11 protein-coding genes are annotated in these 21,075 nt (G+C 42.8%); 6 read left to right on the forward strand and 5 right to left on the reverse strand.

The annotated features are described in order from the left end of the window. The 4 genes from yaaA (at position 1) to AS141_RS18885 (ending at position 8,582) form a co-directional block, all read left to right on the forward strand. A complete protein-coding gene (yaaA, locus tag AS141_RS18870; RefSeq protein WP_057939258.1) occupies positions 1-753 on the forward strand; it encodes a peroxide stress protein YaaA in 753 nt (250 codons plus the stop codon). Positions 754-857: 104 nt separating this feature from the next. Beyond that, complete coding sequence (locus tag AS141_RS18875) at positions 858-4,352, forward strand: gliding motility-associated C-terminal domain-containing protein (RefSeq protein ID WP_057939259.1); 3,495 nt, start codon at positions 858-860, stop codon at positions 4,350-4,352. Positions 4,353-4,531: 179 nt separating this feature from the next. Beyond that, positions 4,532-7,222, forward strand: coding sequence for a hypothetical protein (locus AS141_RS18880; protein ID WP_198293586.1), 2,691 nt, complete (start codon positions 4,532-4,534; stop codon positions 7,220-7,222). Between the two features lie 115 nt (positions 7,223-7,337). After that, a complete protein-coding gene (locus AS141_RS18885; RefSeq protein ID WP_057939374.1) occupies positions 7,338-8,582 on the forward strand; it encodes an MFS transporter in 1,245 nt (414 codons plus the stop codon). 36 nt (positions 8,583-8,618) lie between these two features. Here AS141_RS18885 and AS141_RS18890 read toward each other — a convergent pair whose 3' ends face one another. Then, on the reverse strand, positions 8,619-9,197 hold the full coding sequence (locus tag AS141_RS18890; protein WP_057939261.1) for a class I SAM-dependent methyltransferase: 579 nt from the start codon (positions 9,195-9,197) through the stop codon (positions 8,619-8,621). Between the two features lie 38 nt (positions 9,198-9,235). Then, entirely contained in the window at positions 9,236-10,342 is a 1,107-nt protein-coding gene (locus tag AS141_RS18895; protein WP_057939262.1) for an SGNH/GDSL hydrolase family protein, read from the reverse strand. A 203-nt stretch (positions 10,343-10,545) separates the two neighbouring features. Between AS141_RS18895 and AS141_RS18900 the strand changes: the two genes are divergently transcribed. Both AS141_RS18900 and bla read left to right on the forward strand, forming a co-directional pair. Beyond that, positions 10,546-13,554 carry a PVC-type heme-binding CxxCH protein gene (locus AS141_RS18900; protein WP_232424964.1) on the forward strand — a complete coding sequence of 1,003 codons (3,009 nt, stop codon included), beginning with the start codon at positions 10,546-10,548 and terminating at the stop codon, positions 13,552-13,554. Positions 13,555-13,665: 111 nt separating this feature from the next. Continuing rightward, a complete protein-coding gene (gene bla / locus AS141_RS18905; RefSeq protein ID WP_057939263.1) occupies positions 13,666-14,412 on the forward strand; it encodes a subclass B1 metallo-beta-lactamase in 747 nt (248 codons plus the stop codon). Between the two features lie 113 nt (positions 14,413-14,525). Here bla and AS141_RS18910 read toward each other — a convergent pair whose 3' ends face one another. The 3 genes from AS141_RS18910 to AS141_RS18920 are packed head-to-tail and all read right to left on the reverse strand — an operon-like array spanning position 14,526 to position 21,037. Continuing rightward, positions 14,526-16,106 (reverse strand): calcineurin-like phosphoesterase C-terminal domain-containing protein, encoded by a 1,581-nt coding sequence (locus AS141_RS18910; protein WP_057939376.1) that lies wholly within the window; start codon positions 16,104-16,106, stop codon positions 14,526-14,528. Beyond that, positions 16,103-17,539 (reverse strand): SusD/RagB family nutrient-binding outer membrane lipoprotein, encoded by a 1,437-nt coding sequence (locus AS141_RS18915; RefSeq protein WP_082632364.1) that lies wholly within the window; start codon positions 17,537-17,539, stop codon positions 16,103-16,105. The genes AS141_RS18910 and AS141_RS18915 overlap by 4 nt, the downstream gene beginning before the upstream one ends. 12 nt (positions 17,540-17,551) lie before the next feature. Then, entirely contained in the window at positions 17,552-21,037 is a 3,486-nt protein-coding gene (locus AS141_RS18920) for a SusC/RagA family TonB-linked outer membrane protein (protein ID WP_057939265.1), read from the reverse strand. Positions 21,038-21,075 lie beyond the last annotated feature (38 nt).

Genomic DNA, 21,075 nt, shown 5'->3' on the forward strand with positions numbered 1-21,075 from the left:
ATGCTTATCCTTATTTCCCCAGCCAAAACACTGGACTACAGCACCTCCGTTTTCAAAGATTCAACACAACCTGATTTCCAAACTGATACCCACTCGCTGGTACGAATCATGAAAAAGAAGTCCGCCAAAGAAATAAGCGAGCTCATGCATATATCTGATAATTTGGGGGAATTAAATGATGAGCGATTTAAGAGATTTCAAAAGGAATTTACAGCGGAAAATTCTAAGCAAGCCATCTTAGCTTTTAAAGGAGACGTGTACACAAAAATCGATGTAGATGAATATTCAAAAGCTGATTTTGATTTTGCCCAAAAACATCTCAGAATTCTTTCCGGATTATATGGTTTACTGAAACCTTTGGATTTGATTCAGCCTTATCGCTTAGAAATGGGGATAAAACTGGAAAACAGAAAAGGAAAAAACCTCTATGAATTCTGGGGCAAGAAAATAGCTAAGGCCATAAACGAAGTTGCAAATGGGCAAACTGTTGTAAACCTTGCTTCTCAGGAATACTTCAAAGCCGTTCACCGGAAAACGTTAAAAAGTCCTCTAATAACTATTGAATTCAAGGAATTCAAAGATGGTGACTATAAAATCATCGGATTTTTTGCGAAGCAAGCCAGAGGAATGATGAGCAACTTTGCCATCAAAAACAGGATCACTGACGCTGAACAATTAAAGATTTTCAATGAAGGCGGATATGAGTTTTCTGAGCAAATGAGTAGCCAAACTAACTGGGTTTTTACAAGATAATAACATATATCGTTAGTTAACTGACACTTAGAGCAAACAACTCTTTTTTCACCTATATAAAATTGTAACTTAGGGTCAATAAATAAAAGTTTATCCCCCCTAGTTTGGCCCAGGTATCTCTAAAAGCTGTAGCAGTAGCCATATGCTCATTAATGGTGATTTTTGTTGCTGATGCATCGTTGGAGCATATTCACCAAGACAACTTTAAAACAGTTAGCCTGCAGTCATCGTTGGATGACGCCGAGTTGATAGGTCCAGATAGGTTATGTAATATTTTCGGAAGTGTCATTGGTAATTTTTCCGGAGGAGGGGATGCTGCTACCGATGTATATAGATGGACAATAGTAGCACCTGACGGAGAAGTGTTATTTACCAGACCCCCGGGGGCTTTTCAAACCATTGAATATACATTCGAATTATTGGGCTCTCACAAAGTGAAACTCGAGGTAAGCCGTGGCGGAAAGCTGATTGCCAACCTCGAAAAGATGGTAGAGGTCATAAAAGGGCCACTTTTATCACTCGCGGCTAATTATAAAATCTGCGCGGGCCAACCGATAGACCTACAAGCTATCTCACCATCAAGTGCTAATTTCTCAAGCTACCTATTTGAATGGACTAATGAAATGGGGGAAATAGTGGGAACCTCAAACACGTTAAGCGTAACTATTCCCGGTGATTACGCAGTGACTTTTTATACCCCAGATGAAAATTCAAATCCTATCTGCCAAAATAAATTAAATACGACTGTGGAAGTTCTTGACTCCATAGAGATACTACAGAGCGCCAACTCAGTTTGCAGAGATGGGACCATTACTTTTCAAACTGATCCTAATACTATGGGCCAATGGTATCTTACCTCTCCCGGCGAGACGGAGGCCAAATTGGTAAGCATTTCAAATGAACTGACCTTAACTCCTATTGAGGAATTAGTAGCCTTTGGAGAATATAAGCTTGAGGTTATAATCGAAAATATTGAAAACCCGTTATGCAGTCCCAAAGCCACCACTAGCTTCACATACAACCAAGAACCTCTTATTTCACTTGTATCAACCTTGGCTGCAAGTGGATGCTTTAATACAGATGGAGGGTTGGAACTAAAAGCCGAAACCAATCTAGATCAGCTAATCGTAAGTGGAGTAGACACTTCTTATGGTCCTTTTCTAGCTGGGGAAACCATATCAATCACTAATCTAGAATCAGGAGGATACACCTTGTTTTCATATCTGGATGGCTGCCAAAATAGGTTTGGCGCCGTAGTGCCACTAGATATCGCTCCGACGATTCTGGATTTTGCGATCGAAAATATTACCTCAGAAACCTGTACCAGCAACGGCAAAATCAATGGCTCGTTCGATGTCAATTTACAAAATGGTCCAACAGATGGCTCTTTTAGGGTGTTGACTGAAAAAGGGGATGTGGTAGTAAAAGAAGCTTTACCTACAGTGAATCCTTTTAAGATAGAACTGGGTGGGGGGAAATATTTTTTCGAAATATTAGACCCGGACAGCTGTAAACTTCCAACTAGGGAATTTATTGAAATCCCCGCCAAACCCCAAACACTCTTTAGCATACCAAAAGAACTAACTATTTGTGAGTCTTACGACCTGATTCCTGAGACAACTGAAAACCTCCTGCTCACTTTAACAGATCCTTCAGGCAATAACATCACCAAAAATTCCGGGGAACCTTTCACCATAACCCAAGAAGGGGAATATAGTTTACTCGGTATAATACCCAATCAAAGTGAAGTTTGTCCGTCAGAACTTAAGCTGATCGTACACACCACGGATCCAATTCCATTTGATCCAATTCTTACGAGTGAAGACTGCGTGATTGGCAATCGGGTATTTAAGGCTGAGATCTATGGGTTTGATCCTAACTTAGCGGATTTTTATTGGAGGAATGCAGCTGGAGATACAATAGGAACTGGACAAAGTCTTTTCCTCTCTCCTACTTCAATAGGTACTTTTTCTTTGGAAGTACAGCCAAAAGACAGTGAAAGCTGCCCTATTTCCCCAAAGGAATTTACAGTTGAGAAGCCTGTATTATTTGTAGATGCTTCCATAACTTCCACTAAACTGTGTGAGTTTGGCCCTGAAGCTATTGTAGAGCTAACCACCACTTCCCCTGAAGCGGTGACAGACATCAGATGGAGAAGATTCGATGAAGAAGGGACAATTGAGGAACTTGCAGAATTCAACAATCAACTTACGATCAGGACTCGAATCGGTGGGACATACGAAGCTTCCGCCTACAGCATTATCCCGGCAATAGATAAAAATTGTGAACTTGGAAGGATCACTTTTCAGCTGGACTTGACACCTGACAAAGTAGCATTTGAAATCCCAGAAGAACTGACCATCTGTGATTTCCATGAACTTATCCCTGAGACTAGCCAAGCTCTGGAATTCTTCCTTACAACTCCGTCTGGCGAAGTCATTGAAAAACCTTCTGGTCAACCTTTCACATTAGACGAGGAAGGCGTTTATACATTCTTGGCCTTTGACAGCAATAATCCTACTCCCTTTTGTCCAGAGCAGAAGGAAATCAGAGTCAACTTAGCCGATGCAGTCGATTTTCAACCAGTTTTGTTTGAGGAATTTTGTGATGGAACTAAAGTTTACCAGGCAGTCCTTATCAATTACACAATTGAGCAGGTGAACATAATTTGGAGGGATAAAGACGGTAATGAAGTAGGGAACGGTGAATTCTTAACAATAAACAGCCCCGGGGTTTATACCTTAGAGGTACAGCCTTCGGGTGTTATCCCCTGCCATATTCTCCCCATATCCTTTGAAGTTTTACCACCGGTACTAGCTATCGATGTGATTCTAAAGGCAGATCCCTTATGTCCCGAGTCGCCGTCAGCTTCCATACGGGCGGAAGCTGACTTTAGCTCAGTCACCTCAATAGAGTGGTGGTACACATCTCCGGGAGGTGAGCAAGCTGAGCTGACCGGAGAACGCAACAAAGAAGAAATCTTAGCAATCAATGAAGGGATATATGAAGTCAGGGTTTTCAATCAAGTACCTTGTCTATTAGGATTTGACAAAGCCTTAATCCTAAGGAGTACGGATACCGTCCGGCCTGAAGTGGAAGAAAGTTACCAGATTTGCCCAAAGTATGAAATAGCCCCAACAATCAACCCGGGAAGCTTCGCCAACTATGAGTGGTACTTTGCAGGAGAATTAGTTTCCACAAGTGCTATTTACAAACCTCTTTTTGTAGGTGAGTATAACCTCATTGTCTATAGCCAAGAAGGTTGCGCCTATCAAACAGGTTTCACTACAGAAGAAGAATGTGAACTAAAAGTCATATACCCTAATGCAGTGCAACCTGGAAATCCAGATAAAGAATTTCTGCTGTACACAAATTATCTTATTGATGAGCTGGACTTGGTTATAGTAAACAAATGGGGACAAGTGATCTTCCAATGCGCACAAACTAATCTTATCTCAGAAGAACATACCTGTACATGGGATGGCACTTTTAATGGGAAAGTTATTCCGAACGGAACTTATGCTGTGCGGATCAATTATAAAAACTATGAAAAGAACATCTCCAAATCTGAATTTGGCTCCATTGTAATTATAGAATGACAAGTGTTGTGAAAAAACTATAACGGATTGGAACATTTTTTGATTCATGGGGGTAATCCTAACATATTGCTGACAAGTATTTCTATCTTTGCATACACCCTAATCTGATTCCATTGAAGCCCAAAGACCAATTTTCTATACGGAAGATTGGGATGATTTTGGTTTGGCTTTTACTAATTTTGCCTCCGCTAATTTTGCTGGGAAAAGAAGTAAAAAAGCCAAATAAGCCCGAAATCCCCTATTTGACAAATGTAGCCCTGGGTATAACTGGCCCTACTGAGCTATGCCTCGTGTTAGGGGTAGCCACAGGAGATTACAGCATCGCAGATGCTTCTTCCGGTGAATATACATGGCGTTTAGAAGATCCTGATGGGAATACTTCCACTATTGCCAAAGGCGGAGCCAGCAGCGTGGGTACTGTTCAGATCAGATATACGGTCACCGGCACTTATCAACTGATTTTAGAGGAGCGTTCCACTCCGAGTGCCAGTCCCAATACTACCAGCATTACCATAGAGGTAAATCCAGGCCCGGCTATAGTGCTCAGGCCCGATTACCTTCTATGTGGGGAAGATATTCCAACTCTTCAGGTTATGGACCCTTCGGATCCAGATCTTGGCAAGTATGAAATTACCTGGGCCAGAGACGAGGAATTTTTAACCATTGTGCATCAAGGTGTGGGTGCGGCAGGAAATGAGCTTACCCCGACTGAAGAAGGATATTATTTTGTCAAACTCAGCCCAACGGTCTCAAGTTCAGCCTGTGTGTCCACCTCTGCCACCTATGTTGGTCCTCCGGTAGATTTTCAATTTGTGCAGGACAAGGATGAAGTCTGTGAAGGGGAATCGGTGAAAATAGGACTGGATACGCCCATCAACGGAGAATGGTGGTATAGAAAGCAGGGAGATTCCGACAAAATCAGCCTGGGCAGCAGCTATGCGATTACTTTAGGCAGCAGCCAGTTTACAGAGCCAGGGATGTTTGAAATAGGTTTTATAGCCAATGATCAAAATTCTTCCTGCCCTTCAGAAAGAATCACCACTGTAAGACAAAAAGAAGGGCCTAAACTAGAAACAGTTGATCTTGTGCAGCCTTCAGTCTGTGGAGCAAATGATGGTTCCTTTAAAATTACTGTAGTAAAAGACCTGATATCGTTAAGAGTTGCAGAATTAAATCTGGACCTAGGCCCTCAATCCGCAGGTGCACAAATAACCATCCCTGACCTTGAGGCAGGAGTATATACAATTGAGGCGGCAAACATTGAATGCGGCGGGAATTTTTTCCATGCGCTCAATCTATCGGCCGCTCCTGACGAAACCGAAATTGAGGCGTTCAAAGAAGAATGCGTTCTGAACGGTATCAATTTGGGAAGAGTAGAAATCACTTTTCCCAACGGCAATGTGACCGGAGACTACCGTATTCTGTCTGGCAACAGCGGAATTTCTACGTATGGCACCTTGACAAATGGGAATTTCATAACAGAAGATCTTCCTGGGGGAATTTACTTTTTTGACTTTGAGTACGAAAACGATGAGTGCCATCCTCTTATAGAGACGTTTAGGATAGACAGGAGAAGGGATGTTCCTTTCTCTTTACCTGAAGTAATCGAAATATGTGACACTTATGAACTTTCCTTGCAAACTGGTCTAAGTCTGAATTTTGAATTGACACAGCCCGACGGGACAAAGGTCACGGCCAGCACAGGAGAATCATTTTTATTGGAAGAAGAAGGCCAATATAGCTTATATATTGCACCTGTAGATCCTGATGGGGACTACTGTCCCGTAATTCGGGAATTCACCGTGGACAAGCTAGATTATGAAGTCGCGTTTGACTATGAAATCATAGCAGAGAACTGCTTAGGAGATCAAATATGGGGAGCGGTAATGCAAAACCTTGCTGTTGAAGATGCGATATTCCGATGGTATAACGGTTCTGGGGAAATCGTTGGACGGTCCCAGGAATTTCGCCCAACGGCGTTTGGGGAAGTTTATCAGCTCACTGTGCAGCCTAAAGCAACAGCATCCTGCCTCATCGCGCCCTTAGAAATCCCTTATAATCTACCGGTTCTAAGCGTTCCTGCTGAGCTCAGTTACGAAGAGGAGTGTGAGTTATTTATCATAAATCTAGAGGTTTCGCAAAATGCGGATCAAGTAACCTGGGTCGAGTGGATCCTCTTTATGGAAGATGGTAGTGCAGTAGAACTGGGGGAAGGAGCAGATCTATATGAAATTTCGGATGAACGGATAGGGATTTACGAAGCTATACTCTATCGCGACAAACAGTCTGGTGACCGCTGTGAAATCGCACGGGTCAATCGTCAAATTGAAGAGCGTACACTTACCCCCAGGCCAGATCTTGACGATTCCTATCCGTTTTGTTCAAAGGGGGACGGACTACCATCCATTGATCCAGGCGAATACGAGACGTATACCTGGCGTTATCTTACCGGAGATGTAGTGGTAGGTACCGACTCCACCTTTCGCCCCACCCAGACTGGCAACTATGAATTAACAGTTCTCACCGTAGAAGGCTGTATATATGAAGAAGAGTTCCGAGTCTATGACGTTTGCGATATAGATTATGTATTCCCTAATGCTATGATATTAGGTGACCCAGAGCGGGATTTTAGGATAACAGTCAGTGAAGGCATCTCAGAAGCCGAATTGTATATAATCAACTCCAATGGAGAATTAATTCACCAAGATGTGGAAACTGAAATAAGCTTCCATACCCCGATACTTAACTGGGACGGGACCGTTGATGGAAAACGAGTCCCACAGGGAACCTATGCCATAGTTCTGATTTTAAAGAATCCTGCCTACGGCCTAGAAGAAAAGGTCACAGGATCCTTCTTGGTATTGGAATAAACGGATATTTGGGAAGAACATTTTTTACTAGCGGGAAAGTGGAATGCGATATTTTTCCTATTTTTCCACCTTTACAATCATTCATTCACAACCCAAAATTCAAAAACCTATCCATATGACTCAAACCATCAACAAATCGGCACTCTTCAACGCAAGTTGTTTTGCCCTCATTACCACTGCATTTTCCTTTAGTATAAGTGCCGGAACCTTAAAACAACTCGGCGATGACCTAGGCTACACCGCTGAAAAACTAGGATATCTAAATTCCCTATGGTTCTTTGGCTTCCCGATCGCCATGATAATTGGGGGACTAATCTATCATTCGATTGGACCTAAGAAAATCATGCAAATAGCATTCTTGGCTCACTTTCTAGGTGCCGCAATGACCTTATTTGCAATTTACTTTGTATCTGATTCAAGTTATATTATTCTTCTTGCCTCCAATCTACTTATGGGCATTGGATGCGGATGTACTGAGGCGGCTTGCAACCCAATGATCGCTGACATGTATACTGGAGAGAAAATGAATAAGATGCTCAACAGATTCCACATGTGGTTTCCCGGTGGGATTTTTGTCGGAGCCCTTCTTTCAGAATTAATGTCAAGTCTTGGTTTTTCTTGGCAGAGCCAATTTTGGCTGATTCCAATTCCTGCCCTAGTTTATGTTTATTTGTTTAAAGGAAAAACTTTCCCTAAAGCTAGTGTAGAACAAGCAAGCTCCCTATCTGCTAACTTTAAAGCAATGTTTTCTTTATTATTCTTCTTTATTTTTTGTTGTATGGCCCTTACCGCCATCACAGAATTTGGCCCTCAGAAATGGACCGGATTGGTCTTGGAAAGCTCAGGGGCTAAACCTATGTTAATCCTTGCGCTCACTACGGGATTAATGGCTTTCTTGAGGTTTTTTGGTGGCCCAGTCACCAAAGCACTCGGTCAAACAGGGGTTCTGCTTGCAGGTGCTATAATTTCAGCCATAGGCATATATTTATTCAGTACCCAGACCGGGGCAATGGTTTATGTTGCGGCCATCTTCTTTGCCATGGGAGTGGCTTATTTCTGGCCAACTATGCTTGGTTTTGTGGCAGCTAAAATACCAAAAAGTGGCGCATTAGGCATGTCAATTATTGGTGGTGTAGGAATGTTTTCAACGTCAATTTTCCAACCTTTTATTGGGAGCTGGATCGATAGCGATATTGCAGAACAAAAAGCCCTCGGTCTTACCGGTGCGGAGTTAGATTTGGCCGCTGGCCAAGCCACACTATCCACAATGATGACTTTCCCTATTATTCTGATTGTTGCATTTCTTGTCCTTTTCTTCTGGCAAAGAGGTAAAGCTCCTGCGGCAGTCGCAGCTCACTAAAATTTAAAAGCAGCCTTCGGGCTGCTTTTTTTTGCTTTAATCCTTTTTCTCCCAAAACTTCAGCTTTCCCTTATTGCTGGATTTTACCAACAGGTAATTTTCTGGAATCTCCGCAGCATCACCGCAATAAGTCACTATTCTGGTGCCAGACTTGACCCCCGTCAATTTCTCCCGAAGAAGCTTGATATAGGTATGATATTGTTCGAAATCGATGCTATTATCTTTGTCCAACTTATCCCTGAGGTCAATATTCTCCTCAAAAGCATTAAAAAAATAAAAGGCATCAAAGGCAGTGAAATCAAGGTTTTTCAGATCCCCATGAATAAAGTCCACTTGATGAAGTTGGTATTTAACTGCCAACTTTCTGGAGACTTGGACTAGGTTCTCCCGTTGCTCCACACCTGTGATTATGGCTTTAGAATTTACCGCGGCCACCAGACAGAATTTTCCTGCTCCAGACCCTAGATCTAATACTGCACTTCCCCCTTCCCGGTCTAAAAACGCTATCGCTTTCTTTGCAATATCCACGGGGGTCCAATGAGTGCCGGACAGCATCCTGATTTTCATGGGATAAAGTGCATCAAACTCCTCATCCTTCATGTTCTCCAATGTCATGGAACAAAATCTCATGGTAAACTAGAAAATCAATCGTTTTATCGTCTTGGGTTTTCTAAAACTTCCTTCAGCTTGTTCGCATAGGCGTCAGCATATTTTTCCATACCCAAATCACTAGGATGGGTACCGTCTACAAAATCATCTGTACCCAACCCGATTTCATCCTTGGTCAATGTATAAACCCCATTAACGCCATCCTCTTTTAGCTTAGCAAAACTCTCTTGGAGCCAAGCATTCAAATCCTGATAAATTTCTGCTCTGGGTTCATATACCAATCCGTCGGAATACCCTGCATGCTCGGTCAACAAAATCGGAGTATCAGGATACTTGTTACGAATAGTTTTCACGGCAAAAATAAGCTTATCCTTTATCTGATCAGCGCTAAATCCAGCCCCAGGCCCTAGATTTGGAAGGCAATCCAACACAAAAACCGCCGGATCAATCTGAGAAATCAAGTCAATCATTTCCGGCTCCATTCTCCCATTTCCGGAAAAACCCAGATTAATCATTGGCATGTTCATTTCTCTTGCCAGAATATTCGTCCATGCCATACCCGCACGCGATGCACAGGCACCTTGTGCGATCGAAGTTCCATAAACCAAGATCGGTTTTTCAGGCCTTTTTGCTGTAAATGCAAAGCTCTTGTTTTCAGGCACTCCAATTTCAAGACTGTCTACCCCATTATAAAGTGGTAAAAACAGATAGAACTCTTTTTGCTCAGCAGAGGTATTATCCAACTGAAATTTATAGCTCACTTTCTCCCCAAACTTATAACTCCCTCTAATCCAAAGCCAATTTCCTACACTGTCCCTGGTATACAAATCAACACCAGAAACCCCTGTAGCTGGCATATGAGGCATCTCCAGGTTTCCAGTAGGAGAATACGATACGTGAACTTCCGGACTGTCTGAAGCAAATCTTAGCATCAATCCCGCTGTTCGTCGTGATAAATTCCAGACTGGTGTTCTTACTACAGCTTCAGCAGCTGGAGGTAGACGATTAAATCCTATATCATCCCATCCCCTTCCTTCCAGAGCTTGCATCATTTCCGGACTTTCTTTATACCATCTGATTTCCTGCCCCCATGAAAAACCGGCATAAAGGAAGAAAAATAAGGTAACTATGCTTTTTTGTGAATTAGTCATCCGATAAAAATAAGATTCTAGGAAGAAAGAATACGTATGGTCTTAGAAAAAATATATGCCAGGACTCTTAGAAACCTTATATTCTAATTTTAGGCCCCACAACTAATCCCTCAAAATATAATCAGACCTTAATTCCTCTCACAATTCGTTACTTTTCCTTAATTTGAATTCCAAATTTTCAAACCCTATTAACCTTTCCTCCTATGATTAAGAAATTTACAATTCTCAGCCTTCTGGGATTTTTATTTTTTTCCTGTGAAAAAAAACCTGTTCAACTTTCAGACGAAGAATATTCCAAACTCAGCGATGAGCAGAAAAGAAGCCCTGAGCATGCTGTGAACGGCATCATTGTGGCCGATGACCGATTAGAACTTACGCTGTTTGCCTCGGAACCCATGATGTCAAACCCAACAAATATGGACATCGATGATCGGGGCCGTGTGTGGATCGCTGAGGCATATAATTATAGAACCGCGCTAAACCCACGCAATTCGACCAGGGCAGAAGGTGACAGAATCCTGATTTTGGAAGATACTGATGGAGATGGTGTAGCCGATGAATCCAAGGTCTTTTATCAGGGAACTGACATTAATGCAGCATTGGGTATTGCGGTTTTTGGAGACAAAGTGTATGTGTCTGTCAGCCCTTACGTGTATGTTTTCACCGATGCGGATGGGGATGATATTCCTGAAAAAAAGGAGATCCTATTTGAAGGAGTAGGCGGCGAGCAGCATGACCATGGGATGCACGCCTTTACTTTTGGCCCCGACGGGAAGCTTTATTTCAACTATGGAAATGAAGGAAAAGGAATTCATCATGCTGATGGTTCTCCGATTTTAGACCCCCTAGGCAGACCTGTTAACAACCAAACTCCTCCTTATCGGGAAGGAATGGTATTCCGAATGAATCCTGACGGATCGGATGTGGAAGTTCTTGGCTGGAACTTTAGAAACAATTATGAATTAGCGACTGACAGCTATGGTAGAATGTGGCAATCTGACAATGACGACGACGGCAATCGAAGCACCAGAATCAACTACGTGATGGATTACGGTAACTATGGCTTCAAGGACGAATTCACAGGCGCAGACTGGCGGGCAAGAAGAATCAATATGGAAGATTCTGTTTATCATCAACACTGGCATTTGAATGATCCGGGAGTAGTACCGAATCTCCTTCAAACTTATGCTGGCTCTCCTACCGGGATTTTGGTTTATGAAGGCAAATTACTTCCTGAGGAATATCATAATCAGCTGATTCACGCCGATGCTGGGCCCAATATCGTCAGAGCATATCCAACAACGCCAAAGGGGGCTGGTTTTGAAGCTAAAATCATCAATATTCTGGACGGAAATCCACGGGACAATTGGTTTAGGCCATCCGATGTAACAGTAGCTCCTGATGGATCACTGTTCGTATCTGATTGGTACGATCCAGGGGTTGGCGGGCATGCGATGGGAGATCTGGAAAAAGGAAGAATTTATCGTGTTGCACCAACCGGAGTCGATTATAATGTCACAAAACCAGATTACAGTTCCATTTCTTCATTGATCACTCTGCTTCAAAACCCAAACAGGGCAACGCACTTTAAGGCTTTCATGGCTTTGGTAGAAAAAGGCGGGGAGGCTAAAGATGCTTTGGAAAAACTCTTTACTGAAGGAGAAAGCAGAATGCGGGCACGGGCTTTTTGGGTGCTCTCCAAATTGCCAAACGGAAATGACTACATAAAAACTGCAGCGACAGATTCGGATGAAAACATCCGTGTGGCTGCAATCCGTGCTTATAGAAGCAACAAAATGAGCGATGTATCATTCCTGTTGGAAATGGCAGGGGATGAATCGGTTCAGGTAAGAAGGGAAGTGGCACTGGCGATCAGATATACTTCTAATCCAGAGGTGTGGCTGAAACTGGTAGAAGGATATCAGAGTGGTGACCGTTGGTATTTAGAGGCATTGGGCATTGCTGCGGAAGGGTTCTGGGATGATTATTTACCAAAATACCTAGAGGCTAGTGGGTCAGGATGGCTGGAAAACCAGGAAGCCAAAGATATAGTCTGGAGATCCCGCGCCTCCAATTCTGCGGAATTGCTTGGCAAAATCATCCTCACACAACCAGGCAGAGATAACCAGGCCTATTACCGGGCATTGGACTTCCAATCTCCCGAAGCCAAAAATGCAACATTAAAATCGCTTTTGGCCAACGCTCCTGAAGAAGACCAACTCATTATTTTGAGACAGATAAACTTTGAGCAGGCATCCCCAGACCGTGAGATTCTTGCGCTTGCAAAAGAGACTGCAGGAAGCATTGCAGATGATAGAGACTTTATGGACATCGTCAGCAAATATAAATTGACAGATCAAAAAGCCAGATTGGAAAAATTGGTTTACCAATCAGAAAGCGGACAGCATTCGCAGATGGCGGCCAATATTTATGCGTCCCTTTATGGCATGTCAGACATAAAAAATTCTTTTGCTGACTCTGATCAGGGTAGTGCAATCAACTCTATTGAGAAATTTGGCACCATTGACAATGAAGAAATGGCTAAAGCACTTTCAGAAATTTATTTGGATGAAACGAAGCCCTCGGAGCTAAGAACTGCGGCAGCGGAAGCAGCAAAGGGATACAATTCAGAGCCTTATCTTTGGGAACTAGCCAAAGCAGATAAAATTCCTGCTGATGTACTGCCAATTGTGCAGAAAATTCTTCTTTCTTCCTGGAATGGAAATATCCGTGCACAGGCAAATGAAAAATTCGGCAGCGATGCTTCTAATTCGGAAATAGACCTTCCAAAACTTCTCGCTCAGAAGGGCGATGTGGAAAAAGGGATTCTTATAGCCGATAACTATTGTCTGGCCTGCCATAGAATAGAAGACAAAGGCATTGATTTTGGCCCTGCGCTTACTGAAATCGGAGACAAACTCTCCAAAGAAGGGCTGTTCAATTCCATCATTAATCCATCCGAAGGAATGGGTTTTGGATATGAAACCCAGTTGGTCAAATTAAAAGATGGCTCCGAATTCACCTGCATTGTAAACTCTAAAACTGAAAATGACCTGGTAGTGAAGCAGGTGGGCAGCAGTGAACAGAAAATATATAAGTTGGTGGACGTAGAAAGTGTCACACAATTGGAAGAATCACTTATGCCTAGATTCCCACTCTCGGAAACGGAGTTGGTGGATCTGGTGAGTTATTTGGAAACACTAAGGAAGTAAATCACAAAAGCTTCCTAAGTTAGTTTATAAATCCCCGTTTTATGAAAATAGGCGGGGATTTTGTGTAAGAAAAATCCTGATTCATCACCACAAACCCCACAATAATTTTCTATGAAAGCCATCGCATACTTCGCATTCCTACTTGCTTTATTTCAGGTCAATATCGTTTTAGGTCAGCAAAAGGAATTTATTTATCAGTCCGAAACTCTTCAAATCAAGCAAATAAGTCCCAATACACTTCTTCATATCAGCTACATTAATACCAATGACTTCGGGAAAGTGGCATGCAATGGAATGATCGTTATCAATGAAGGAGAAGCATTGGTCTTTGACACACCTACAAATGATGAAGCAAGCCTAGAATTAATCAATTGGCTAGAAAATGTTCAAAAAGCCAAGGTCAAAGGAGTCGTTGCCACACACTTTCACCTGGATTGTCTGGGCGGATTAAATGAATTTCATGCCAAGGGAATACCATCGTATGCATCCTCCAAAACCAATGAGTTGGCAAAAGCCGCTGGTTTTCCAGTTCCTGAAAATGGATTTAAAAAGAAATTGACCCTTAAAGCTGGTGATCTTAAAGTCACCAACCAATTCTTCGGTGAAGGGCATACTGATGACAATTTTGTGGCCTATGTCCCTTCCGACAAAGTCATCTTTGGTGGATGTATGATCAAGGCGCTGGGCGCTGGTAATGGAAACCTCGAAGATGCCAATGTAGCTGAATGGTCTACTTCAGTCTTAAAAGTAAAATCAGCATTCTCCGAAGCGCAAATCGTGATCCCTGGTCATGGTAATATTGGAGGGACAGAACTGCTGGATTATACTGTAGAGCTGTTTGACAAGAAGGGTAAATGAATTAAAAATTCCGGCTTCTGGATAAGTAGCAACCATTCAGGAATATTTAGAGCAAGCCTCATAAAAAAAGCCCTTGCAGATATCCGCAAGGGCTTTCCAATTTCAAACCATAATTAATTTACTTTTTCAACTATTCTTAAGGTAGTTTTACCTGAATGTATTTGCCCAAATCTATCTGTTGCCTGGATGTGTATCACATGTTCACCAGCTGCTAAACCCGCAGGGATACCTCCACGCCAGAGATGCTTACTTGCTGCAGGATTGGATGGCCTACGGCCGTCAATTAATTCCTCTGTTACATCCCACTGATACAAATCAACCAAATATGCAGGATCGTAATCCTCCACCTTGCTTGCTTTTTTCCACTCACCCTCATCAACTTTGATCAGTACCTCATCGCCTTCGCTTCCCATAAAGAAGTTCACAAAAATCCCAGCAGTAGTCCGCTTATCTTTTTCTAGAACTTTCGGGGCAAAAATCTCCATCTGATAGTCACTTGACTTACCGGCTACCTGATACCGGATTTTATACTGATTTCCTTCGAAATGAATCAGTGCATAGCCTTTTGGTGTGCCATCCCGCATGGTGGACACAGGAATTCCTTTTTCATCCAAGGTACCTTTATACCAGTCACCGGAGGTCGTTCCCACATTGTAGTGATGGTGCGGTTTATCCTGTCTCCAACCATCTTTTTTGTAAAACAAATCCTGCTTCTGCAAATGGGTGTGGGCAGATAGAGAAAGTGTAAAAGGAAAATCAGCTAATAAATCGAATATCTCCTGCCGGTCTTCGTCGCGGAAAGAATCTCCCTGCTCAGACAGTGGTATGTGCATAGAAAGCACTACCAGATGATCTTTCGGGACGAACTTCAGGTCATTTCTCAAGAAGTCCAATTGATCCGGACGCAAACCACCCCAGTAGCCTTTCTTATCCCTAGGGTCTGGCCATAAAATATCATCAAGGACAATAAAGTGAACCTTGCCCACATTGTACGCATAGGCACTCGGTCCAAAATGAGCTTCGAAGGCTTCGTCTGCATACTCATCATTTTCCACATCATAATTCTGATCGTGGTTACCCATGACGTTATACCATGGAAGGCCGACTTTTGCCACAGCTTTGGCATAAGGGGTAAATAAATCCAGGTCATCCCCTACCAGATCGCCAAGAGAAAGGCCGAAAGCTACGTTCTGAATTCCTTCCACCTCACTCACAATTCCCCGGTCGAAGAAGTCAACTTCTTCCAATGAATAGGGCTGTGGATCTCCGAAAATCAATGCAGTAAAATCATCTGGTTCTTCCACCGCAGTCATTGCAAAGTTGATTTCCTTTGGAAGCATTCCTGTAGGAGATGAACCTGCATACTTTAACTCTGGAGAACCAGTAGGTTTATGGATATAGTAAAACTGTGGCTTGTTCAATGAATCCAGGGCGACTGTATAACCTGTGGGTTTGATTACAAAAAGCAATTGCCCATCTTTCAAACCAATCTCGTAATAGCCTTTTTGGTCTGTCTGGACTACTTCCTGACCGTTCGAAATACTAACTCCAAAAAGCCCTGCTTCCTTACGTTGCTTTTTACCGTTTCCGTTAACATCGTGATAGACATACCCTTTTGCCAGTTCTTGCGAATAAGCTGTTAGGCTTGTTAATCCCAAGGCTAGGATTAAGCCTGTTTGCATTAATTTTTTCATTTTTCCCACCATACTTTTGTATTGATATCATCGGCCCCCATTCTGGCTACGGCCGCACTATAATTGTCTGGATTATTAATCTGTACACTCACAGGATAACGGAACCGAACAGGAGCCTGCTGATTGTTAAGCATTCCTTCGTTTTTTGGAAGTGAAGGAAAACCCGTCCTGCGGTATTCAAACCACTGCTGGTAATCATTGAAATACAAACCTAAATATTTCTGGAGCATTATTCTTTCCAGTGAGCCATCATAAGCCGCTTCAGGATTTTCAAAATACCCTTCAGTGATCTCAATTCCCCACTGCTCCATAGCTGCTTTTACCCCGTTTTCATAATGAGCTGCCGCCTCTGTATCTATCACACCTCGTTGAGCCAATTCTGCCTTGATGAATTCCACTTCGGCATACGTAAGAAGCAAAGAGATCATCGGTGCTTCCACCAAGGCTCTGTTGTGGTTACTCGGAAGAAACTGGAATTGATTGTCATTCCCATCGTATCCACTTGGTATTCCTTTATAACCGATGTAAGTGGTACCATCTACATCCCGCGCTTGGGTCATAAATTTGGTTCGGCGGGGATCTTCCAGGGCATTCAACTGATCGGCAAAAAACTCAGAAATTGAACGGAAAGTGGTAAAATCAATCGCTCTACCCCAAGGTGAAAGATTTGGTGTCACCCCTGTAACCTGAAGAATTGCAGATTCGGCGGTATTCTCAAACACCGGATATTGTTCGGCATTGGTGACCATTGCCGCAAGCTTTGCAAATGAATTCATCTCAGCCCTACCCGAAACTCTTAGCAATAATCTCAAATGCAGGGAATTGGTGAACTTTCTCCACTTCGTGACATCATTGTGAAAAAGAATATCATCTCCGTAGATCATGGCTTTCGAGTCATCATAAAGGGAATTTGCACGTTCTAAATCCTGAAAAATCTGTGCGTAAACAGCCTCTTGGGTGTCGAATTGTGGTTGGAAAATCCCATCTTCTGCCCGGCTCGCTTCCACCATCGGGATATCACCAAAGCTATCAGTCAATTGACTAAGGGTGTATGCTCTCAGCGTAAGTGCTATGGCTTCATAATTCACATCAGAATTAGTTATCGCGGAGGTCTCCATTTCCTTGATATTTATGAGCCATTTGTAATAGGTATTCCAGGTGGAATTTCCTGCGCCTTCTGAGATGTCATAGCGATGAATACCTCCATTCGCACTGGGAAACGGTAATGCCACCTGCATCACCTGAAAGGTGAAGGCATCCGCCCTATCCGTACCAAAGCTGGATAATCCATAAATAATAGGATTGAGCAAGGTACCTGGACTGATCTGATCGATCCTGTTAGGATCTGAGTTGATTTCTTCAAAATCACCCGTACAGGAAGTCGACGCCCAGACCAATGATCCTACTAATAGTGTTGCAATATATTTTTTCATACTAGTCATTAATTAAAACTTAAGGGTAAGGTTAACTCCCATATTCCTTGTACTTGGCAACTGCCCCATTTCCACACCCGGAAGCAATGTTCCACCATTCAGGGCGGCAGTTTCCGGGTCAAACATCGGGAACTTGGTCCACATTGCCAGATCCCGTCCATAGAGTGCAATGGAAGCCTGACGAATGCTCGTCTTCTGCAGGAATTTGACAGGAACTCCATATTCCAATCTCATTTCCCGAAGTTTGATAAATGAAGCATCAAAGGAATTGGATTCAACATTGGCACGGCGATAAGCTTCTTTGTAATAATCCGCGATATTGACTTCTGTAGTATTCGGGGAGAAAGTCCCATCTCCGTTATCCACCACTCCATCACCCACGATCATCCCTGTCTCTCTGCCTTCCAAGGTGTGGGCAAGTTTGCCCTGCTCAGTCATTTTGTGGTGGGTCTGAGAATAAACAATCCCTCCATATTGACCATCAAACAAAACGCTCATCCGTAGATTTTTATAGACAAACTCATTTCTGAACCCACCCTTCCAATCTGCATATGCATTTCCTTGGTATTCGATCTCGGCAGGCCTGGCGGGAAGTCCGTTGCTTCCATATACTATTTCCCCTTCAGGAGATCTCACAAAACCAAACCCGTAAATATCACCTGTAGTACCTCCAACTTTGGCTATGATTGTCGCATTCCCGCCATATCCAATTACCTGACTCCCATCCACTTCATCTGGAAGAGAGAGCACTTCATTTTCATTTTTCGCCCAGGTTATAAATGAGTTCCATTGGAAATTATTCGTTTTGATAGGACTGCCATTTAGTACCAGTTCAATCCCACGGTTCTGTACTTTTCCGGCATTAAGAATGGCACTAGAATATCCTGTGGTGATATCGACAGGAACCTGAAGAATCTGGTTCTTAGTCTCAGAGATGTAATAATTAATATCAAAACCCAGTCTTCTGTTGAAGAAAATCATTTCCAATCCTGTCTCGAAACTGGTTGTGATCTCTGGTTTGAAATCTGTATTATAAAGTGTAGAAGGCACAGAGGCAGAACCGGGGAATTCACTTTGACCGTAGTATTTTGACGTACGATAAGGATCTGTGTCATTTCCCACCTGAGCACCGGATACCCTGAGTTTTGCAAAAGAAATCTGACTTGGTAACGCAAAAATATCCGATAACACAAAACTTGTACTCACTGAGGGATAGAAGAAGCTATTATTTTGGGCAGGGAGCGTACTGGACCAATCATTTCTTCCGGTGATGTCCACAAAGATTTTTTCATCAAAATCAACGCTCATCAATCCATAAAGTGAATTGATCACGCGGTTGTTATTGTTAGTAGAAAGCACCGGATTATTGATGCCATTGGCAAGTTTGTAAACACCCGGAATCACTAATCCGTCCACATAAGCAGACATCATTCGGTATTTTCTAGCCATGTGATTTGCTCCCACGCTTGCTCTCAAGGAGATTTTCTCAGCCAGATTCCCCTTGTAAGTAAATAGGAAATCGGAGTTCTGCTCATAGTTGGTGATGTTTTGCTCTTTAAAGTAGCCTCTTTGGAAATTGGCCGTACTATAAGGTCTCTGCTGGGCTCGTTCCTCCTGGCTCATGGCCAAACTTGTGCGCATCATCAATTCAAAATGATCATTGAAAGTGTAATTGGCAGAAAGATTTCCAAATACTGAATTGTTATTCACCGAGTTAGTCATCTCGTACGCGATCAAATAAGGATTGTCTATGAAAGAGCTAAAAGGGTGAACCTGCTCCACATTTTCCTGACCTTCTTTCCATATTGGTCTGTACCATTCCAGATCAATGCTTGGATTCTGGAAGATCATGAAGTATGCGATAGATTGGTTATTATAGCCAGTGGCGGGAAGATTGTCCGAACTCTTATTCGTGTAATTCACTTTTGCGTTCAGCTTCAACCGCTTACTGATCTGCTGAGAAGCGGATAGTGCCGCTACCAAACGATCAAATCCCGTATTCGGCATGATCCACTCATTCTTAGTCTGCGTGATAGATGCTCTCAAAGCACCGCCTTCGTTTGCTCCCTCCAGTGATATACTGTTGACCATATTGAAGCCAGTTTTCCAGAATCCCGATACGTTATCCTCATAGGGTCTCCAAAGCTGGCGCTCAGCGGATTGTCCCTCCAATGTAGGATCATACTGGAAATAATATTGTCCGTTAAACTTCGGCCCAAAGGCACTACTTGTGCCGCCCGTACTGGAACCATCTTCAGATGCACCATAAGAATAGTAAGGTTCTCCATCTTCATTGAAAGACTTGCCAGTTCCCTGACCGTATTCGTATTGTCTATCTGGCCACTTCAGAACATTTTGAAAGCTGAAATTGGAATTGATTGTAACACCAAGTCCTTTACTCTTTTTAGAACCACTTTTAGTGGTCACTATCAATGCACCATTTGCAGCACGGCTACCATAAAGTGCAGTAGCGCTTGCCCCTTTCAGTACGTTGATCGTCTCAATATCATCCGGATTCAAATCTGCAATCCCGTTACCAAAATCTACTGGAACATCATTTCCGGACCCCGCTCCATAGGCATTGCTTACCCCGGAAGAAGTCAGCCCCGAATTCATCGGAACCCCATCTACTACAATCAGCGCAAAGTTCCCATTTGGATTAAGGGAATTGTCACCTCTAAGACTGATCTGAGATGAATTCATTGGCCCAGAGCCCGCGGAAAGCACATTCAACCCTGCTACTTTTCCTCGCAGTGCATCAGACCAATTGTTTGATCTGGCATCCAAAAGCTGTTCAGAATCTACTTTTTGCGTAGCATACCCCAGTGCTTTTTCTTCCCTTTTGATCCCCAACGCTGTCACCACAACTTCTCCAAGTACATCGCTGTCCAATCTCAGACGTATAGTGAGATCTGTCTGATTGTGCGCCTGAACTTCCTGTTTGTCATAGCCCACATAGGAGAAAACCAAAACTTCTCCTTCATCAACAGTGATTGTAAACCTACCATCAAGATCTGTGGTGGTTCCTTTTGTAGTTCCTTTGATGATGATATTGACACCAGGCAGTGTTTCACTTGTCTCTTCATCCACTACAATTCCTGAAAGTCTGACTTTCTCTACCGTAACTGGCGGCAGGGTTGATTTCTTTTTGTTGCTTACCGCTATGGTATTGTTGATCTGTTTGAATTTCAGATTGGATTGGCCAGATATTTCCTCTAGGATAGTCTGCAGGTCTGTTCTGGTTTTTGAATACGTCACTTTGGTCTTTAGTACCAATCCAGTTTCATAAGAAAATTTAAATCCTGTCTGTCTTTCTATCTGGGAAAATGATTCAGACAGAGCCAATTCGCTGGAACTGAACGAGACAAAAGTCTCCTCTAATTTCTGTGCATGAAGGCCGCCGGCAAACACCATCGTGTGCATCCAGCAACTCAGTAAGCAAGCCGTAAATAATCTCATAACCAAGGTTTTTAAGGCAGGTGGTAATTTTTTTTTCATGTGTTTATAATTTGTCTTTGAAAGGCCATATGGAATCT

This window comes from Algoriphagus resistens (assembly GCF_001442615.1).
In the GTDB taxonomy this organism is placed as follows: Bacteria; Bacteroidota; Bacteroidia; order Cytophagales; family Cyclobacteriaceae; genus Algoriphagus; species Algoriphagus resistens.

Coding starts and splice junctions, on each gene's coding strand:
- AS141_RS18915 (WP_082632364.1), bottom strand. CDS start 17,539: ATGAAAAAATATATTGCAACACTATTAGTAGGATCATTGGTCTGGGCG.
- AS141_RS18895 (WP_057939262.1), bottom strand. CDS start 10,342: ATGACTAATTCACAAAAAAGCATAGTTACCTTATTTTTCTTCCTTTAT.
- AS141_RS18890 (WP_057939261.1), bottom strand. CDS start 9,197: ATGACATTGGAGAACATGAAGGATGAGGAGTTTGATGCACTTTATCCC.
- AS141_RS18900 (WP_232424964.1), top strand. CDS start 10,546: ATGATTAAGAAATTTACAATTCTCAGCCTTCTGGGATTTTTATTTTTT.
- AS141_RS18885 (WP_057939374.1), top strand. CDS start 7,338: ATGACTCAAACCATCAACAAATCGGCACTCTTCAACGCAAGTTGTTTT.
- AS141_RS18920 (WP_057939265.1), bottom strand. CDS start 21,037: ATGAAAAAAAAATTACCACCTGCCTTAAAAACCTTGGTTATGAGATTA.
- bla (WP_057939263.1), top strand. CDS start 13,666: ATGAAAGCCATCGCATACTTCGCATTCCTACTTGCTTTATTTCAGGTC.
- AS141_RS18910 (WP_057939376.1), bottom strand. CDS start 16,106: ATGAAAAAATTAATGCAAACAGGCTTAATCCTAGCCTTGGGATTAACA.
- yaaA (WP_057939258.1), top strand. CDS start 1: ATGCTTATCCTTATTTCCCCAGCCAAAACACTGGACTACAGCACCTCC.